Source organism: Variovorax ureilyticus (assembly GCF_037889935.1).
Taxonomy (GTDB): Bacteria; Pseudomonadota; Gammaproteobacteria; order Burkholderiales; family Burkholderiaceae_C; genus Variovorax; species Variovorax ureilyticus.
Genome location: NZ_JBBKZU010000003.1, coordinates 406,590 through 420,277 on the forward strand (window position 1 = coordinate 406,590; position 13,688 = coordinate 420,277).

The 13,688-nt window shown below is 67.1% G+C and carries 13 protein-coding genes and 2 riboswitches; of the genes, 6 read left to right on the forward strand and 7 right to left on the reverse strand.

What is annotated here, in order from left to right; all coding sequences use genetic code 11:
- Position 1: 1 nt before the first annotated feature.
- The 3 genes from gcvH to WKW77_RS09390 all read right to left on the reverse strand — a co-directional run bounded on the left by gcvH (position 2) and on the right by WKW77_RS09390 (position 3,420).
- Positions 2 to 379, reverse strand: coding sequence for a glycine cleavage system protein GcvH (gene gcvH / locus WKW77_RS09380; protein WP_093161462.1), 378 nt, complete (start codon positions 377 to 379; stop codon positions 2 to 4).
- A gap of 42 nt (positions 380 to 421) precedes the next feature.
- Entirely contained in the window at positions 422 to 1,621 is a 1,200-nt protein-coding gene (gcvT, locus tag WKW77_RS09385) for a glycine cleavage system aminomethyltransferase GcvT (protein ID WP_340356582.1), read from the reverse strand.
- A gap of 14 nt (positions 1,622 to 1,635) precedes the next feature.
- Positions 1,636 to 1,755: riboswitch (glycine riboswitch) on the reverse strand.
- 12 nt (positions 1,756 to 1,767) lie between these two features.
- Positions 1,768 to 1,866, reverse strand: a riboswitch (glycine riboswitch).
- 21 nt (positions 1,867 to 1,887) lie between these two features.
- Positions 1,888 to 3,420 carry an ABC transporter permease/substrate-binding protein gene (locus tag WKW77_RS09390; RefSeq protein ID WP_422823162.1) on the reverse strand — a complete coding sequence of 511 codons (1,533 nt, stop codon included), beginning with the start codon at positions 3,418 to 3,420 and terminating at the stop codon, positions 1,888 to 1,890.
- Positions 3,421 to 3,558: 138 nt separating this feature from the next.
- Here WKW77_RS09390 and WKW77_RS09395 point away from each other — a divergent pair, with 138 nt between their 5' ends.
- Together WKW77_RS09395 and WKW77_RS09400 are read left to right on the forward strand one after the other, a co-directional pair.
- Entirely contained in the window at positions 3,559 to 4,347 is a 789-nt protein-coding gene (locus WKW77_RS09395; protein WP_340356583.1) for an alpha/beta fold hydrolase, read from the forward strand.
- Positions 4,348 to 4,368: 21 nt separating this feature from the next.
- Entirely contained in the window at positions 4,369 to 5,454 is a 1,086-nt protein-coding gene (locus WKW77_RS09400; RefSeq protein WP_340356584.1) for an ROK family protein, read from the forward strand.
- A gap of 1 nt (position 5,455) precedes the next feature.
- On the opposite strand, the gene WKW77_RS09405 is transcribed toward WKW77_RS09400, so the two are convergent.
- From WKW77_RS09405 to WKW77_RS09420, 4 genes are all read right to left on the reverse strand, one after another.
- The gene (locus WKW77_RS09405) at positions 5,456 to 6,145 is read right to left on the reverse strand and encodes a dienelactone hydrolase family protein (RefSeq protein ID WP_340356585.1); all 690 of its coding nucleotides are present in this window, start codon (positions 6,143 to 6,145) and stop codon (positions 5,456 to 5,458) included.
- Positions 6,146 to 6,210: 65 nt separating this feature from the next.
- Positions 6,211 to 7,590, reverse strand: coding sequence for a phospholipase D-like domain-containing protein (locus tag WKW77_RS09410; RefSeq protein WP_340356586.1), 1,380 nt, complete (start codon positions 7,588 to 7,590; stop codon positions 6,211 to 6,213).
- Positions 7,587 to 8,255, reverse strand: a complete 669-nt coding sequence (locus tag WKW77_RS09415; protein ID WP_340356587.1) for a glutathione S-transferase family protein — start codon at positions 8,253 to 8,255, stop codon at positions 7,587 to 7,589. The genes WKW77_RS09410 and WKW77_RS09415 overlap by 4 nt, the downstream gene beginning before the upstream one ends.
- A 64-nt stretch (positions 8,256 to 8,319) precedes the next feature.
- A complete protein-coding gene (locus WKW77_RS09420; protein ID WP_340356588.1) occupies positions 8,320 to 9,438 on the reverse strand; it encodes a 5-methyltetrahydropteroyltriglutamate--homocysteine S-methyltransferase in 1,119 nt (372 codons plus the stop codon).
- Between the two features lie 147 nt (positions 9,439 to 9,585).
- On the opposite strand from WKW77_RS09420, the gene WKW77_RS09425 reads away from it, so the two are divergent.
- The 4 genes from WKW77_RS09425 (at position 9,586) to WKW77_RS09440 (ending at position 13,688) form a co-directional block, all read left to right on the forward strand.
- Positions 9,586 to 10,350 (forward strand): GntR family transcriptional regulator, encoded by a 765-nt coding sequence (locus tag WKW77_RS09425; protein WP_340356715.1) that lies wholly within the window; start codon positions 9,586 to 9,588, stop codon positions 10,348 to 10,350.
- 180 nt (positions 10,351 to 10,530) lie between these two features.
- Positions 10,531 to 11,700 (forward strand): ABC transporter substrate-binding protein, encoded by a 1,170-nt coding sequence (locus WKW77_RS09430; protein WP_340356589.1) that lies wholly within the window; start codon positions 10,531 to 10,533, stop codon positions 11,698 to 11,700.
- A 135-nt stretch (positions 11,701 to 11,835) separates the two neighbouring features.
- Entirely contained in the window at positions 11,836 to 12,708 is an 873-nt protein-coding gene (locus WKW77_RS09435; protein ID WP_340356590.1) for a branched-chain amino acid ABC transporter permease, read from the forward strand.
- A complete protein-coding gene (locus WKW77_RS09440; RefSeq protein ID WP_340356591.1) occupies positions 12,708 to 13,688 on the forward strand; it encodes a branched-chain amino acid ABC transporter permease in 981 nt (326 codons plus the stop codon). The genes WKW77_RS09435 and WKW77_RS09440 overlap by 1 nt, the downstream gene beginning before the upstream one ends.

Genomic DNA, 13,688 nt, shown 5'->3' on the forward strand with positions numbered 1-13,688 from the left:
CTCAGCTTTCAGCCGAGAACTTCTCGTAGGCGGTTTCGTCCAGGAGTGCATCGAGCTGTGCAGGATCGCTCACGCGCACCTTGAAGAACCAGCCCCCTTCCATCGGCGCGCTGTTGGCCAGCGACGGATCGGCGCGCAGCGCTTCGTTGACTTCCGTGATCTCGCCGGAAACGGGCATGAACACATCCGCCGCCGCCTTGACCGACTCGACCACACCGGCCACCTCGCCCTGGGCGAAGGACTTTCCCACCTCCGGCAGGTCGACGAAGACCACATCGCCGAGCGCGTCCTGCGCGTGGACGGTGATGCCGACGGTGACGAGCGCCGCATCCGATTCGGTGCGGACCCACTCGTGATCCTTGGTGAACTTGGTGGTCATGAAAAATGCTCCTTGATGAAAAAACGGTGAAAGCGTGTGACTTCAGCCGCGGTAGTAGCGGGCGGGAACGAAAGGCATGGTGCTGACTTCCATCGGTACCGGCTTGCCGCGCACGATCGCCTGGATGCGCGTGCCGGGCTCGGCATAGGCGAGCGCGACGTAGCCCATGGCGATCGGCCGGTCGACCGTCGGACCGAGCAGCCCGCTGGTGACATGGCCAATGGCCGCGCCTTCGAAGGATTCGAGCGGGGTGCCGTCGCGCACCGGGATACGCTCCAGCGCGACGAGGCCCACGCGCTTGCGCTTGAGGGTGTCGTGGTCGAGATGGCCGGCCGTGCCGGTCGATGCGGTGAACTGCGCCAGGATCTTCGCGGCGCCCGGGAAGCCGCCTTCGCGCGCGCCGCCCGCGCGGCGAACCTTTTGCATCGCCCAGCCGAGCGAAGCCTCGACGGGCGTGGTGGTTTCGTCGATGTCGTTGCCGTAGAGGCACAGCCCCGCTTCGAGCCGCAGCGAATTGCGCGCGCCGAGGCCGATCGGCTTGACTTCGGGTTGCGCCAGCAGCAGCCGGGCGAGCGCTTCGGCATCGGCGGCAGCAACGGAAATCTCGAAGCCGTCCTCGCCGGTATAGCCGCTGCGGGTGACGAAGGCCGGGATATTGCCGATGCGCACTGCACCGCCGGTCATGAAGACGAACTGCTCGATGCCGGGCGAAAGCCGCGCGAGCGTCGATGCGGCCTGCGGACCCTGAAGCGCGAGCAAGGCGTGGTCGGGCATCGGCAGGACCTGGCAGCGGTGGCCGATCTTCGCGTTGATGTGCGCGATGTCGGCGGCCTTGCACGCGCCGTTGACCACGACGAACCACGAATCGTGGCCTTCGTTGAAGAACATGAGGTCGTCGAGGATGCCGCCCTCGTCATTGAGCAGCAGCCCGTATCGCTGCTTGCCCGGCGCGAGCCCGGCAACGTCGACCGGCATGAGAGTCTCGAATGCGGCCGCGGCGTCGGGACCGACCAGTCGAAGCTGGCCCATGTGCGAGATGTCGAACAGGCCGGCGGCCTCGCGTGTGTGTTTGTGCTCGGCCATCAGGCCGGCGGGGTATTGCACGGGCATCGCGTAACCCGCGAAAGGCACCATGCGCGCGCCGAGTTCCACGTGCAGGGCGTGGAGCGGCGTCTTCAGAAGGTCGTCGGTCGATGCGGAAGCCAAGGCATTCTCCAAAGGCAAAGGGGTAGTCCGATCCATGACCGGAGCCATGGGCCACCCCTGCTGTCCGCTTTACCTGAGAGATTCACCCCACGATCGAGGCTTGCTCCTTCGGTGGACGATTCCGCCATCCGTCATTGCGGGGCGGGTCGCCTCTCTCCAGCAAGGAAACGCCCGCTGGGGCGCTTCGTCAGTCCTTTTGCCTGAGCGTTCGGGCCCCTGCAATGCGGGGCCCTGCGCCTTCGGCGGCCCCGTCGCGCGAGGCTCTCTCCTGACTGGGCGAGTGTAAGGGATCGACAGTCTCCTCAGCGCCCGCGACGCATCAGGTACTCGAGGATTTCGAAGACCGCTTCGCTCAGCAGCGCCAACGCCGCGGCCGGAATCGCGCCGGCCGCGAGCAACTGGCGGTCATTGAGCGCGAGGCCGGTCACGATCCGCTCGCCGAAGCCGCCCGCGCCGATGAAGGCGGCGATGGTCGCGGTGCCGATCGCGATGGTGGTCGCCGTCCGCACGCCGGCCAGGATGGTGGGCAGCGCCAGCGGCAACTGCACCAGGCGCAGGCTTTGGCCGTGGGTCATGCCCAGCGCCGTGCCGGCCATCCGCAGCCCGGACGGCACTTCCGTCAGCCCGGTCACCGTGTTGCGCATGATGGGCAGCAGCGAATACAGGGTGAGTGCGATCAACGCAGGCAAGGTGCCGATCACGCCGACGAGCGAGATCAGGATCGCCAGCAGCGCAAGCGATGGGATGGTCTGCAGCAGCCCCGTCAGCCCGAGCACCAGCGCGCGGGCGCGCAGGCGGGGAAACACGAGGATGCCCAGGGGCACCGCGATCAGGATCGCGAGCCCGACGGAGATCGCGACCAGCAGCAGGTGCTGGCGGGCGAGGCGGCCGAAGTCCGGACCGAACAGCTTGGCGGTGAAGCCGCGCGCGGCGGTGTCGCGGGATCCTGCTGCGCCGGCCGGCGCCTGCGCCTTGGCGGGCGCGAGGAAGTCCCGCGCGATGGAGTCGAAGGCCGCGCCGTTGAGCTCGGCGCGCGCATTCATCGCGATCATGGTCCGCTCGTCGATGCGGCCTTCGAGCTTCTGCAAGGCAGCCCATGCGGCCGGCCAGCGCGTGGGCAGGTCGAGGCGGTAGAGCACGACGGCGTCGTAGCGCGGGAAGTACTGCCGGTCGTCCTCCAGCACGCGCAGGCCGAGATGGTCGATCTTCGCGTCGGTGGTGTAGATGTCCATCACGTCGATCTGCTTCGCGGCGATGGCGTCGTAGGCCAGGCCGTGGTCGAGACCGGTCGGCCCCTGCTTGAACCCGTAGCGATCGGCGAGCCCCTGCCAGCCGTCGGCGCGGCCGATGAATTCGTTCGACAGGCCCAGCTTCAGCCCGGTGTGCTTGGCAAGATCGCTCAGGGTGCGGATGCCGAGCCGGTCCGCGTCCGCCGCGCGCATCGCGAGCGCGTAGCCGTCGTTGAAGCCCAGCGGAATCGCGGCGCCCAGGCCGAGGGGGCGCAGCGCGGCGTTCATCTGCTCGAGCGTCATCGATCCGTTGCTCTTGAGGATCTCCAGCGCGATGGTCCCGGTGTATTCGGCATAGAGGTCGATGCCGCCGGAGTTCAGCGCCTCGTAGACGATGGCGGTGTTGCCGAGCCCTTGCCGCACCACGGGCTGGGACGGCAGATGCGAAGCGGCCGTCTGCGCCAGCACCTCGGCGAGGATGTACGACTCCGTGAAGCGCTTGGAACCGACGCGCATCGTTTCTTGCTGAGCGTGCGACGGCATCGCGCCCCAAAGGAGCCCCACGCAGGCAAGGGCGGCGAACCAGATGCGGCGCAGCGGCGTCATCGATCCAGTGTATCGGCCCGACCGCCTTGTGGAACAGGGGAGGGAGCGGCATAGCGTGATCGGCGCCGAGGTGTTGTCCTACAGCGGGCGGTGCGTCGGGCCGATGCTGGGTTGACAAATCTGAACGCAAACTGAAGCGTGCTCATCAATTACGTCCGCCGCGGCGAAGGCAAGCCGTTGCTGCTCGTTCACGGGCTCGGCAGCAATTGGCGATCATGGCGGACGGTGCTGAAGCCGCTGGCCGCCGAGCGCAGCGTGACAGCGATCGACTTGCCGGGTTTCGGCAAGAGTCCGTCCCTGCCCGGCGAGGTCTCGATCCGTACGATGTCCGATGCCGTCTCGCAGTTTCTGCGGGAACACGAACTGCTCGGCACCGATGCGGTGGGCAGTTCGCTCGGCGCCCAGCTGGTGCTCGAACTGGCGCGACGGGGGGGCGTGGTCGGCGCCGTGGTGTCGCTGGGCCCGTTGGGCTTCTGGGCCGGCTGGGAACGGCAGGCCTACTGGGCATCGGCGTGCTTCTGGTGGCGTATGGCGCGGCTGATGCGGCATTCGATGCCGGCGATCGCCACGCACGAATGGTCGCGCGGGCTGCTCCTCGCGCAGCTTTCGGCGCGGCCGGAGCTGCTTTCTGCTTCGCATCTGGTGGAGGAGATGCGCAGTTGCGCTGCTTCGGCATCGTTCGGCGCGATGCTCGGCGGACTTGTGCGAGCCGCGCCCATGGAAGGCATCGCCGCCGGCCGTCCGGGCAAGAGGCTCGTGATCGGGTGGGGCCGTTCCGACCGGATCTGCCTTCCCCGGCAGGCCGAGCGCGCGCAGCGATTGTTCCCGGACGCGCGGCTGCACTGGTTCGAGCGTTGCGGCCACTATCCGCACTGGGATGCGCCGGAGGAAACCGCGCGCCTCATTTTGAAGACGACCGCCGATTGAACGGCGAAGGAGCGGCAAGGCATGGCCAGGCACAAGCACCGCAAGCGCACCGGCGACCACCATCCGCTGCCCGACGTGCATGGCGCGCGCGAGCTGCCCTCGGTGGTGGTCGAGGGCTACAGCCTCCAGTTGCGCGACAAGGACGGTTTCGTCGGCGACCAGGCGAGCCAGACTGCGTTCCGCGAACTGCTCGAACGCTGGCGCCGACGGCGTCGCAAGAAGGGCAACGATCCGCTGGGCGGCCTGCATTCCAGGGAACTGACGAAGAAGGCGCTCGATCAGGCACTCGGCAAGAAGGCGTCGGAGGCCGCGGACGTGGTCCACGGGGTCATCGAGGAATTCGCCGAGGAACTGGCCTGGGTGACCGAGCGCTTCATGCACCATCCGTCATGGAAGGGGGTGGAGCGAATCGTGATCGGCGGTGGCTTTCCGGAGAGCGATGTGGGGGAACGGGCGATCCTGCAGACCTCGGCCCTGCTGGAGGACATGGGGATCTCCGTGCAACTGGGCCGCATCAGCCACGAGACCGACGACGGCGGCCTGCTCGGATGGGTGCATCTGGTGCCGCCGCCGCTGCTCAAGGGGCACGACGCGATCCTCGCGCTCGACATCGGCGGCACCAACGTGCGCTGCGGCATCGTCAAGACGCGCAGGCGGCGTGCACGCGACCTGTCGAAGGCCAAGGTGATCCACCGCGAGAAGTGGCGCCACGCCGACGACGGGCCCAGCCGCAAGGTGCTGGTCGACCGCCTGGTGGAGATGCTCGAAGAGCAGATGCGCTACTGCGGCAGGAAGGGCATCCGCCTCGCCCCTTTCATCGGCATCGGCTGCCCGGGTCTGATCCGCAAGGACGGATCGATCGCGCGCGGCGCGCAGAACCTGCCCGGCGACTGGGAGAGCGAGAACTTCCACCTGCCGAGCCGGCTGTGCAAGCGGATCCCGACGATCGGCGGGGAGCCGACCGTCGTGCTCATGCACAACGACGCGGTCGTGCAGGGCCTGAGCGAGCTGCCCTTCATGCGCGACGTGAAGCGCTGGGCCGTGCTGACCATCGGCACGGGCCTCGGCAACGCGAGCTACTGCAACAAGGCGGCGAAGGCCTCCTGAATCAGCCCGCCAGCTCCTTGCCGAAGAAGCGCAGTGTCCGGTCCCACGCGAGTTGCGCCCAGACCGCGTCGTACTGCGTGATCGGGATGCGTCCCGGCCCTTGCGCGGTTTCGTTGGCGAAGGCGTGATGCGCCAGGTAGCGGTGGCCTTCGTAGCGCACGCCCGCGCCGCGGAGCTTTTCTTCGAGCGCATCGACGCCGGCGATCGCGAAGGCCTCGTCCTGCGTTGCCCAGTGCGCCATCACCGGTGCCTTGATCTTCGAGGCGTCGACGTATTCGAGCGGGGGGTAGCCGTACCAGACCACGCCGGCATCGGCTTCGGGCGCCATGGTCAAGCCCAGCACCGTGAGTGCACCGCCCATGCAGTAGCCGGTGACGCCCACCTTGCCGCCGCGCGCCTTCAGGTATTGGACGGCGCCGCGAACGTCCTGCGATGCGGCGTCGCCGAAGTTCAGGCCCGTCATCAGGTGATGGGCTTCCTCGGCCTCGACGGTGGACTTGCCGCGATAGAGGTCGGGCACCAGCGCCGTGAAGCCCGCATTGGCGAAGCGGTCCGCCACGCCGCGGATCTGGTCGTTGATGCCCCACCATTCCTGGATCACCACCACCGAGCCGACCGCCTTGTCGGCCTCGGCCAGATAGCCGTTGACGCTGCCGCCGTCGGGGCGCTTGAACTGCACGACATTTCCCATGGAGATCTCCTGAGGTTGATTGGTGTTTCGGTCGACGAGGGGCGAGAAGTATCGGCCATGAAGGCTCAGAGCTGGAAGGCGATGGTCAGCAACAACCCTTCGGCCACGTCACGAATCAGGCCCGGCTGGCGCGCCCGGTAGGTGTCGCCGGCCGAAGCCGTGGTTTCGATCCATTGCGCGAGCCAGTCGACCTGCGAGTGGCCGTAGAACACCACCGCCGCCTCGTGATTGATGAGCAGGCTGCGCATGTCGAGGTTGATCGAGCCGCACAGTGCGAGGTCATCGTCCACCACGACCGCCTTGGCGTGGGCCATGAAAGGCAGCATGCGGAAGATGACGCCGGCGCGCGTGAGATCGCGCATGGCTCTTGCGCGAACGAAGTCGGCGAGCCGGTGGTTCGATTGCGCGGGGATGGCGATCGTGACCTGCACGCCGCGCCGGGCGGCGAGGCGCAGTGCATCGCGCAGGCCGTCACCCGGCACGAAGTAGGGCGTGATCGCGAGCACGCGGTGTTCGGCGCGGAAACAGGCATCGATGAGCAGCGCCTGCGCGGTGTCTTCGGTCTGGTCCGGCCCGCTTGGCAGAAGCTGCGCGAATTCGCCTTCCACGTGAACGTCGCCGGCGGCCACTTCGCGCGGCTTGCGGCCGCGCACCGAGGACCAGTCATGGTCGAACTGCCGCGCCGCCGCCGCTGCGACGCTGCCTTGCAGGTCGAATGAAAGATCCCGCCAGGGCACCGGATGGTCGTCGTTGCCGGTGAAGTATTCGCCCGCGAGGTTGCGGCCGCCGGACCACAGCCATTGGTCGTCCGCGATGGTGAACTTGCGATGGTTTCGCAGGTTTCGCGGCCCCGTCCGGCGCAGACTGAAGATGGGGCGGAACACCGCGATCTCGGCGCCCGCGTCGCGCAGCGTGTCGAAGTGCGATCGCGGCAGCGACAGCGCGCCGAAGCCGTCGAGCAGCACGCGGACCTTCACGCCGTCGCGGGCGCGCCGCGCCAGCCGGTTGATGACGTCATGGCCGAGCGCGTCGTCGCCGATGATGAAGGTGCAGATGTCCAGACGAACCCGCGCGCCTTCGACCACCTCGAAGAGCGCATCGCGCGCCGCCGCGCCGTCGGAGTGGAAGCGCACTGCGCACGGCCCCGGCGGGGCGAGGCCGAAGCTCTCGACCAGGTCGGCCGCCCAGTGGCCGGCCGGATTCGCCCGCGGCGGCCGCGGCGAACCGGCCGGGCGCAGCTTGCGCTGGCCGAACAGCAGGTACATCGGGAGGATGACGTACGGCATCAGCGCGAGCCCCATCACCCAGGCGATGGCGGTGGAAGGCGCGCGCTGCTCGCGCTTGGCGCGGCTGGTCAGCACGTAAACCAGCAATGCGAAGGTGACGACCAGCAGATGCTGCGACGGTGAGGGCAGCCAGTCGAGCCAGTCGTCGATGCGGTTCACGTGCGAAGAAGCTTTTGCAGGAAGACCGGCACCGCGTGTTGGTTGTCCACGAGGAACTTCATCATCGTGCCCACGACCTCCTGCACCGGCGCCCGTGCGCCGACGCGGTCGCGCCAGGCGACCAGCCGCGGCGTGGCGTGCGTCATACCTGCGCCCTTGCGGTCGGCAAACACATGGGCCATGTAGAAGGCGATATCGGCGTAGGAGTAGGGGCCCGCGAGGTAGTCACGGTCGGCCAGCAGGGCTTCCATCTCTTCGTGGAAGCGGGCGCAGGCCGCACAGGCCGCGACGGCTGGAGGGCTCTGCATGTCGTGCTGGAGACCGAATAGCTTCACCACGTGCGGGAAGAAGACCTCGTCGGACTTGAGTTCGATCTGGCGGGCCCAGGCGCGGTCGGCGAGGGCAGCGGGCCAGAGCGGCGGGACGGGAAAGCGGTCTTCGAGGTACTCGAAGATCTGGGTCGAATCGAACAGCTCGACGCCGCCGTCGATCAGCACCGGCACCTGCCGCTTGGGGTTGACGCGCAGGACCTCCGGGTGCTTCGGCTCGTAGTTGTCGTCGCGGTCGAAGGGCACCATGACGCAGTCGAACGCGAGGCCCTTTTCGAGCATCGCGATCTGCGCCTTGGCGCCGAACATGCTGAGCGGACCGGTGAAGAGCTGCATATTTCCGAAGCCTACTTCACACCGGCGCCAAAACAAACCAACCCGTCCAGGGGCGGGGCGAGACTTACTCTCCCCAGACCTCGCGTGCGACGTCGACAACCAGCTTGAGCTTCGCGCGCTGCGCCTCGACCGCGATGTTGTTGCCGTGCACCGTGCTGGAGAACCCGCACTGCGGCGACAGCGCGAGCTGGTCGAGCGAGACGTACTTGGCGGCGGCCTCGATGCGGGCCTTGAGCTCGTCCTTGTCTTCCATCTCGCCGAACTTGGTGGTCACCAGGCCGAGCACGACGGTCTTGCCCTTCGGCAGGAAACGCAGGGGGCGGAAGTCGCCCGAACGTGCGTCGTCGTATTCGAGGAAGTAGGCGTCGAGGTCCATTTCCTTGAGCAGCGCCTCGGCCACCGGTTCGTAGTTGCCGGCTGCGGCGTGCGTGCTCTTGAAGTTGCCGCGGCACAGGTGCATCGCGAGCGTCATGCCGGCGGGCTTCTGAGCCACCACCTTGTTGATGAAGTTCGCGTAGCGGTGCGGCAGCTCGTTGGGGTCGTCGCCCCGCTGGCGGGCGGCTTCGCGCATCTTCTCGTCGCAGAGGTAGGCGAGGTTGGTGTCGTCCATCTGCACGTAGGTGCAGCCGGCGGCGGCGAGCGAGCGCAGTTCGTCACCGTAGGCCTTCGCGACGTCGTCGTAGAAGGTGGGGTCGAGCTCGGGGTAGGCTTCCTTGCTGATCCCGGCGCGGCCGCCGCGGAAGTGCAGCATCGTGGGCGAGGGGATCGTCACTTTCGGCGTGTTGCCGGCCGAGACCTGGCTCTTGAGGTACTCGAAGTCGGCAAGCTGGATGTTCTTGGCGTGGCGCACCTTGTCGATCACGCGCATCACCGGCGGGGCCAGTTCCTCGGTGCCGTCGGGCTTGCGGATGGTGACCGGGATGTCGGTCTTCACGCCGCCGAGCTGCTCGAGGAAATCGATGTGGAAGTAGGTGCGGCGGAACTCGCCGTCGGTGATGCTCTTGAGGCCGATGTCTTCCTGGAACTTGACGATCTCGGTGATCGCCTTGTCCTCGACGCGGCGAAGCTGTTCGGGCGTGATCTCGCCCTTGGCCTTTTGTTCACGGGCTTCGAGCAGGTATTGGGGGCGCAGGAAGCTGCCGACGTGGTCGTAGCGTGCGGGCAGGCGGGCGTGTTCTGACATGGTTGGCTCCGTCGAAATCTGGAAAAGAACGGTCGATCGTATCCGCACAGCGACGCGTGCTTGCGGATACATCGACACTGGTGTTTACCCGCATTAGGGTGCAAAAAGAGTCGATTCTTGGTCATTTATGGATACATTCCGTATCCCGTGAATCCGCCCAACCCCTCCGTTTTGTCCCACGCCGAAGCCGGTGGCTCGCAGGTCGTGAAGGCCCAACTGCGGCTGCGGGAGATGGTGCTCGCCGGCGAATTGCCGGGTGGCGCGCGCATCGCGGAAGTGGCGATCTCGGAATTGCTGGGCGTGTCCCGCACGCCGGTGCGCAGTGCGCTCATGCGCCTCGAACAGGAAGGCCTGCTCGAAGCGCTGCCGAGTGGCGGCTACGCGGTCCGAACCTTTTCCGAGCGCGATGTGGGTGACGCCATCGAGTTGCGCGGCACGCTCGAAGGCCTCGCGGCGCGGCTCGCAGCCGAGCGCGGTGCGCCGCAGACGGTGTTGCGCGAGGCGCGCGCCTGCCTCAAGCGCATCGACGAGCTGATGCGCGATCCAGCGCTCGATGACGCCGCCTTCTCGCGCTACGTCGCCTACAACGCGGAATTCCATCGCCTGCTCGCGGAAATGTCGGGCAGTCCGCTGATCGCCCTGCAGACCGAGCGCGTGACGAACCTGCCGTTCGCGTCGCCCTCGGGTTTCGTGGTCGTGGAGGCGAATTCACCGGGCGCGCGCGACAGGCTGCTGGTCGCGCAGGACCAGCACTGGCAGGTGCTCGATGCCATCGAGAACCGCGAAGGCACGCGCGCCGAGGCGCTCATGCGCGAGCACAGCCGCATTGCCCAGCGCAATCTGCGCGAGGCGCTGCACGGCGCACAGAGTGATGCCTTGCCCGCAGTCAAGCTCATCCGCCGCCGCGATTGAGAGCCCCCTCAGAATGAATCCAAGCTTTGCGCGATGATCGCGCGCCGTATTCCTTGATCGCGCAGAAATTCCTTGCCCACTGGGCAAGCTAGGTGTTTGCCGGCGTCCCCGCGAGATTGCATCTGGTCACAATAGCCCCCGATTTTTCCCGTTCCAGCATTACGCAGAAGGAGAGCTTTCATGCTTCGTCGTCAATTCGTCCAGGCCGCCAGCCTGACCGCCGTCGCGCTGGCCATGCCACTGGCCTACGCCGCGGACACTTTCAAGATCGGCCTGATCCTGCCCATGACCGGGCAACAGGCTTCCACGGGTCGCCAGATCGAAGCTGCGGCGCGCCTGTACATGGCGCAGAACGGTGACACCGTCGCGGGCAAGAAGGTCGAACTGATCGTCAAGGACGACACCGGTCTGCCCGACGTTGCCAAGCGCATCGCGCAGGAACTCGTGGTGAACGAGAAGGTCAACGTGCTCGCCGGTTTCGGCCTGACGCCGATCGCGCTGGCGGTCGCGCCGATCGCCACGCAGTCGAAGACGCCTGCCATCACCATGGCCGCGGCGACCTCGGCCATCACCGAAGCCTCGCCCTACATGCTGCGTTCGAGCTTCACCCTGCCGCAGGTGTCGGTCGCGATGGGCGACTGGGCGCCGAAGAACGGCATCAAGTCGGTGGTGACGCTGGTGTCCGACTACGGCCCCGGCAACGACGCCGAGAAGTTCTTCGCCGAGCGCTTCCAACTCAACGGCGGCAAGGTGCTCGACAAGCTGCGCGTGCCGCTGCGCAACCCCGATTTCGCGCCGTTCCTGCAGAAGGTGCGTGACGCCAAGCCCGACGCGCTGTTCGTCTTCGTGCCCTCGGGCGCGGGCGCGGCGGTCATGAAGCAGTTCCTCGAGCGCGGCATGGACAAGGCGGGCATCAAGCTCATCGGCACCGGCGACCTCACGGACGACGACCAGCTCAACGACATGGGCGACGGCGCGCTGGGGGTGGTCACCGCGCACCACTACTCGGCAGCGCATCCGTCGGCGATGAACAAGAAGTTCGTCGAATCTTTCGAGAAGGCCAACAAGAACATGCGCCCGAACTTCATGGCCGTCGGCGGCTATGACGGCATGCGCATGATCTACGAGGCGCTCAAGACCACCAAGGGCCAGGGCGGCGGCGACGCGCTGCTGACGGCGCTCAAGGGCCAGGTCTTCGAAAGCCCGCGCGGCCAGGTCCTGATCGACGCGCAGACGCGCGACGTCACGCAGGACGTGTACCTGCGCAAGGTCGAGAAGAAGGACGGACAGCTCTACAACGTCGAGTTCGACGTGATCAAGAGCGTGAAGGACCCGGGCAAGTCCAAGTGATCCGGTTTTCCAAATCCGGCCTGCGTAGCCAGGCCCGTTCGGGAACTCCCGCGGAACTGGCTTCGCCAGGCCGCTGGGAGTGCCCCCGCCAGGGGGGTGCCCGAGCAAACGAAGTGAACGAGGCTGGGGGGAGGCATGTTAACCATCCTATTTGACGGCATCGCCTACGGCATGCTGCTGTTCGTGCTCGCGGTCGGACTGGCCGTGACGCTCGGGTTGATGAACTTCATCAATCTCGCGCATGGCGCCTTCGCCATGGCGGGCGGCTACATCACGGTCTTCGCCATGCAAAAGCTCGGCGTGCCGTTCCTCGTCTGCCTGCCGCTTGCATTCATCCTGGTGGGTGCGGTGGGCGCGTTGCTCGAACGCACGCTCTATCGCCCGATGTACGGCAAGACGCACCTGGACCAGGTGATGTTCTCGATCGGGCTCGCCTTCATGGCGGTGGCGGGCATCGACTTCTTCGTCGGCTCGTCGCAGCAGAACATCCACCTGCCCGAGTGGCTGCGCGGCCGCACCGAGATCGGCGACGGCGCGCTGATGCTGGGCATGGGCCACTACCGGCTCTTCATCATCGCCGTCTGTGCGCTGCTGACGGTGGTGCTGCAACTCATCCTCACGCGCACCCGCTTCGGCAGCCGGCTGCGTGCGGCGGTGGACGACCCGCGCGTGGCCGCCGGCATGGGCATCAACGTGAACGTGGTGTTCCTGATGACCTTCGCGGTCGGCTCGGGACTGGCGGGCCTCGGCGGCGCGCTGGGCGCCGAGATCCTCGGGCTCGATCCGACCTTCCCGCTCAAGTACATGATCTATTTCCTCATCGTGGTGTCGGTCGGCGGCACCACGTCCATCACCGGGCCATTGCTCGCGGCGCTGCTGCTCGGCGTGGCGGACGTGGCGGGCAAGTACTTCATTCCGAAGATGGGTGCCTTCACCGTCTACCTGCTGATGATCCTGATCCTGATGTGGCGCCCGCAGGGCCTCTTCACCCGGAAGGGAGGCCGCTGATGGACTTCCAATCCCCGCTGCTCGCGAAGGCGCGCTGGCGCCCGCTGGAGTTCGTGGTCTGGGCGGTGGCCTTCGTGCTGCCGCTGGTGCTGCCGCAGCACGCGCTCATGATCAACGAGATCGCGATCGTCGCGCTGTTCGCGATGTCGCTCGACCTGATCCTCGGCTACACCGGCGTCGTGTCGCTGGGCCACGCCGGCTTCTTTGGCCTGGGCGCCTACACGGCCGCGCTCTTCGCCAAGCATGTCATGCCCGATCCGACGCTCGGGCTGGTGGTGGCGATCGTGGTCGCTGGGCTGCTGGGTGTGGTGGCGAGCATCACCATCCTGCGCGGCAGCGACCTCACGCGGCTGATGGTCACGCTCGGCACGGCACTGCTCCTGCTCGAACTCGCGAACAAGCTCGACTGGCTGACCGGCGGCGCCGATGGCCTGCAGGGCGTGGTGATGGGGCCGGTGCTCGGCATGTTCGACTTCGATCTCTACGGCCGCACCGCCGCCTGGTATTCGCTGTCCGTGATGCTGGTGCTCTTCCTGCTGATGCGTCGGCTGGTGCATTCGCCGTTCGGTGCGACGCTCAAGGCGATCCGCGACAACCGCCTGCGCGCGATGGCGATCGGCATCCCGGTGATCCCGCGCCTGGCGGTGATCTACACCGTCGCCGCCGCGGTGGCCGGTGGCGCGGGCGCGCTGCTCGCGCAGACCACAGGCTTCGCATCGCTCGACGTGCTTTCCTTCGATCGCTCGGCCGACGTGCTGCTGATGCTGGTCATCGGCGGCGTGGGCTGGCTCTACGGCGGCGTCGCGGGTGCGATCGTCTTCAAGGTGCTTCAGGACACCCTCTCGGCCGTCACGCCGCAGTACTGGATGTTCTGGATCGGCCTGATCCTGGTGCTGCTGGTGCTCGTGGGCCGTGACCGGCTGCTCAAGCCCTGGACGTGGTTCGGCGCCCGGGGGAGTGCAGGGAGTGCCAAGCCGTGA

Excerpts from the sequence above, each read along its gene's own strand:
- WKW77_RS09440 (WP_340356591.1), top strand. The coding sequence starts at position 12,708 with ATGGACTTCCAATCCCCGCTGCTCGCGAAGGCGCGCTGGCGCCCGCTG.
- gcvH (WP_093161462.1), bottom strand. The coding sequence starts at position 379 with ATGACCACCAAGTTCACCAAGGATCACGAGTGGGTCCGCACCGAATCG.
- WKW77_RS09390 (WP_422823162.1), bottom strand. The coding sequence starts at position 3,420 with ATGACGCCGCTGCGCCGCATCTGGTTCGCCGCCCTTGCCTGCGTGGGG.
- gcvT (WP_340356582.1), bottom strand. The coding sequence starts at position 1,621 with ATGGATCGGACTACCCCTTTGCCTTTGGAGAATGCCTTGGCTTCCGCA.
- WKW77_RS09405 (WP_340356585.1), bottom strand. The coding sequence starts at position 6,145 with ATGGGAAATGTCGTGCAGTTCAAGCGCCCCGACGGCGGCAGCGTCAAC.
- WKW77_RS09415 (WP_340356587.1), bottom strand. The coding sequence starts at position 8,255 with ATGCAGCTCTTCACCGGTCCGCTCAGCATGTTCGGCGCCAAGGCGCAG.
- WKW77_RS09430 (WP_340356589.1), top strand. The coding sequence starts at position 10,531 with ATGCTTCGTCGTCAATTCGTCCAGGCCGCCAGCCTGACCGCCGTCGCG.
- WKW77_RS09420 (WP_340356588.1), bottom strand. The coding sequence starts at position 9,438 with ATGTCAGAACACGCCCGCCTGCCCGCACGCTACGACCACGTCGGCAGC.
- WKW77_RS09435 (WP_340356590.1), top strand. The coding sequence starts at position 11,836 with ATGTTAACCATCCTATTTGACGGCATCGCCTACGGCATGCTGCTGTTC.
- WKW77_RS09400 (WP_340356584.1), top strand. The coding sequence starts at position 4,369 with ATGGCCAGGCACAAGCACCGCAAGCGCACCGGCGACCACCATCCGCTG.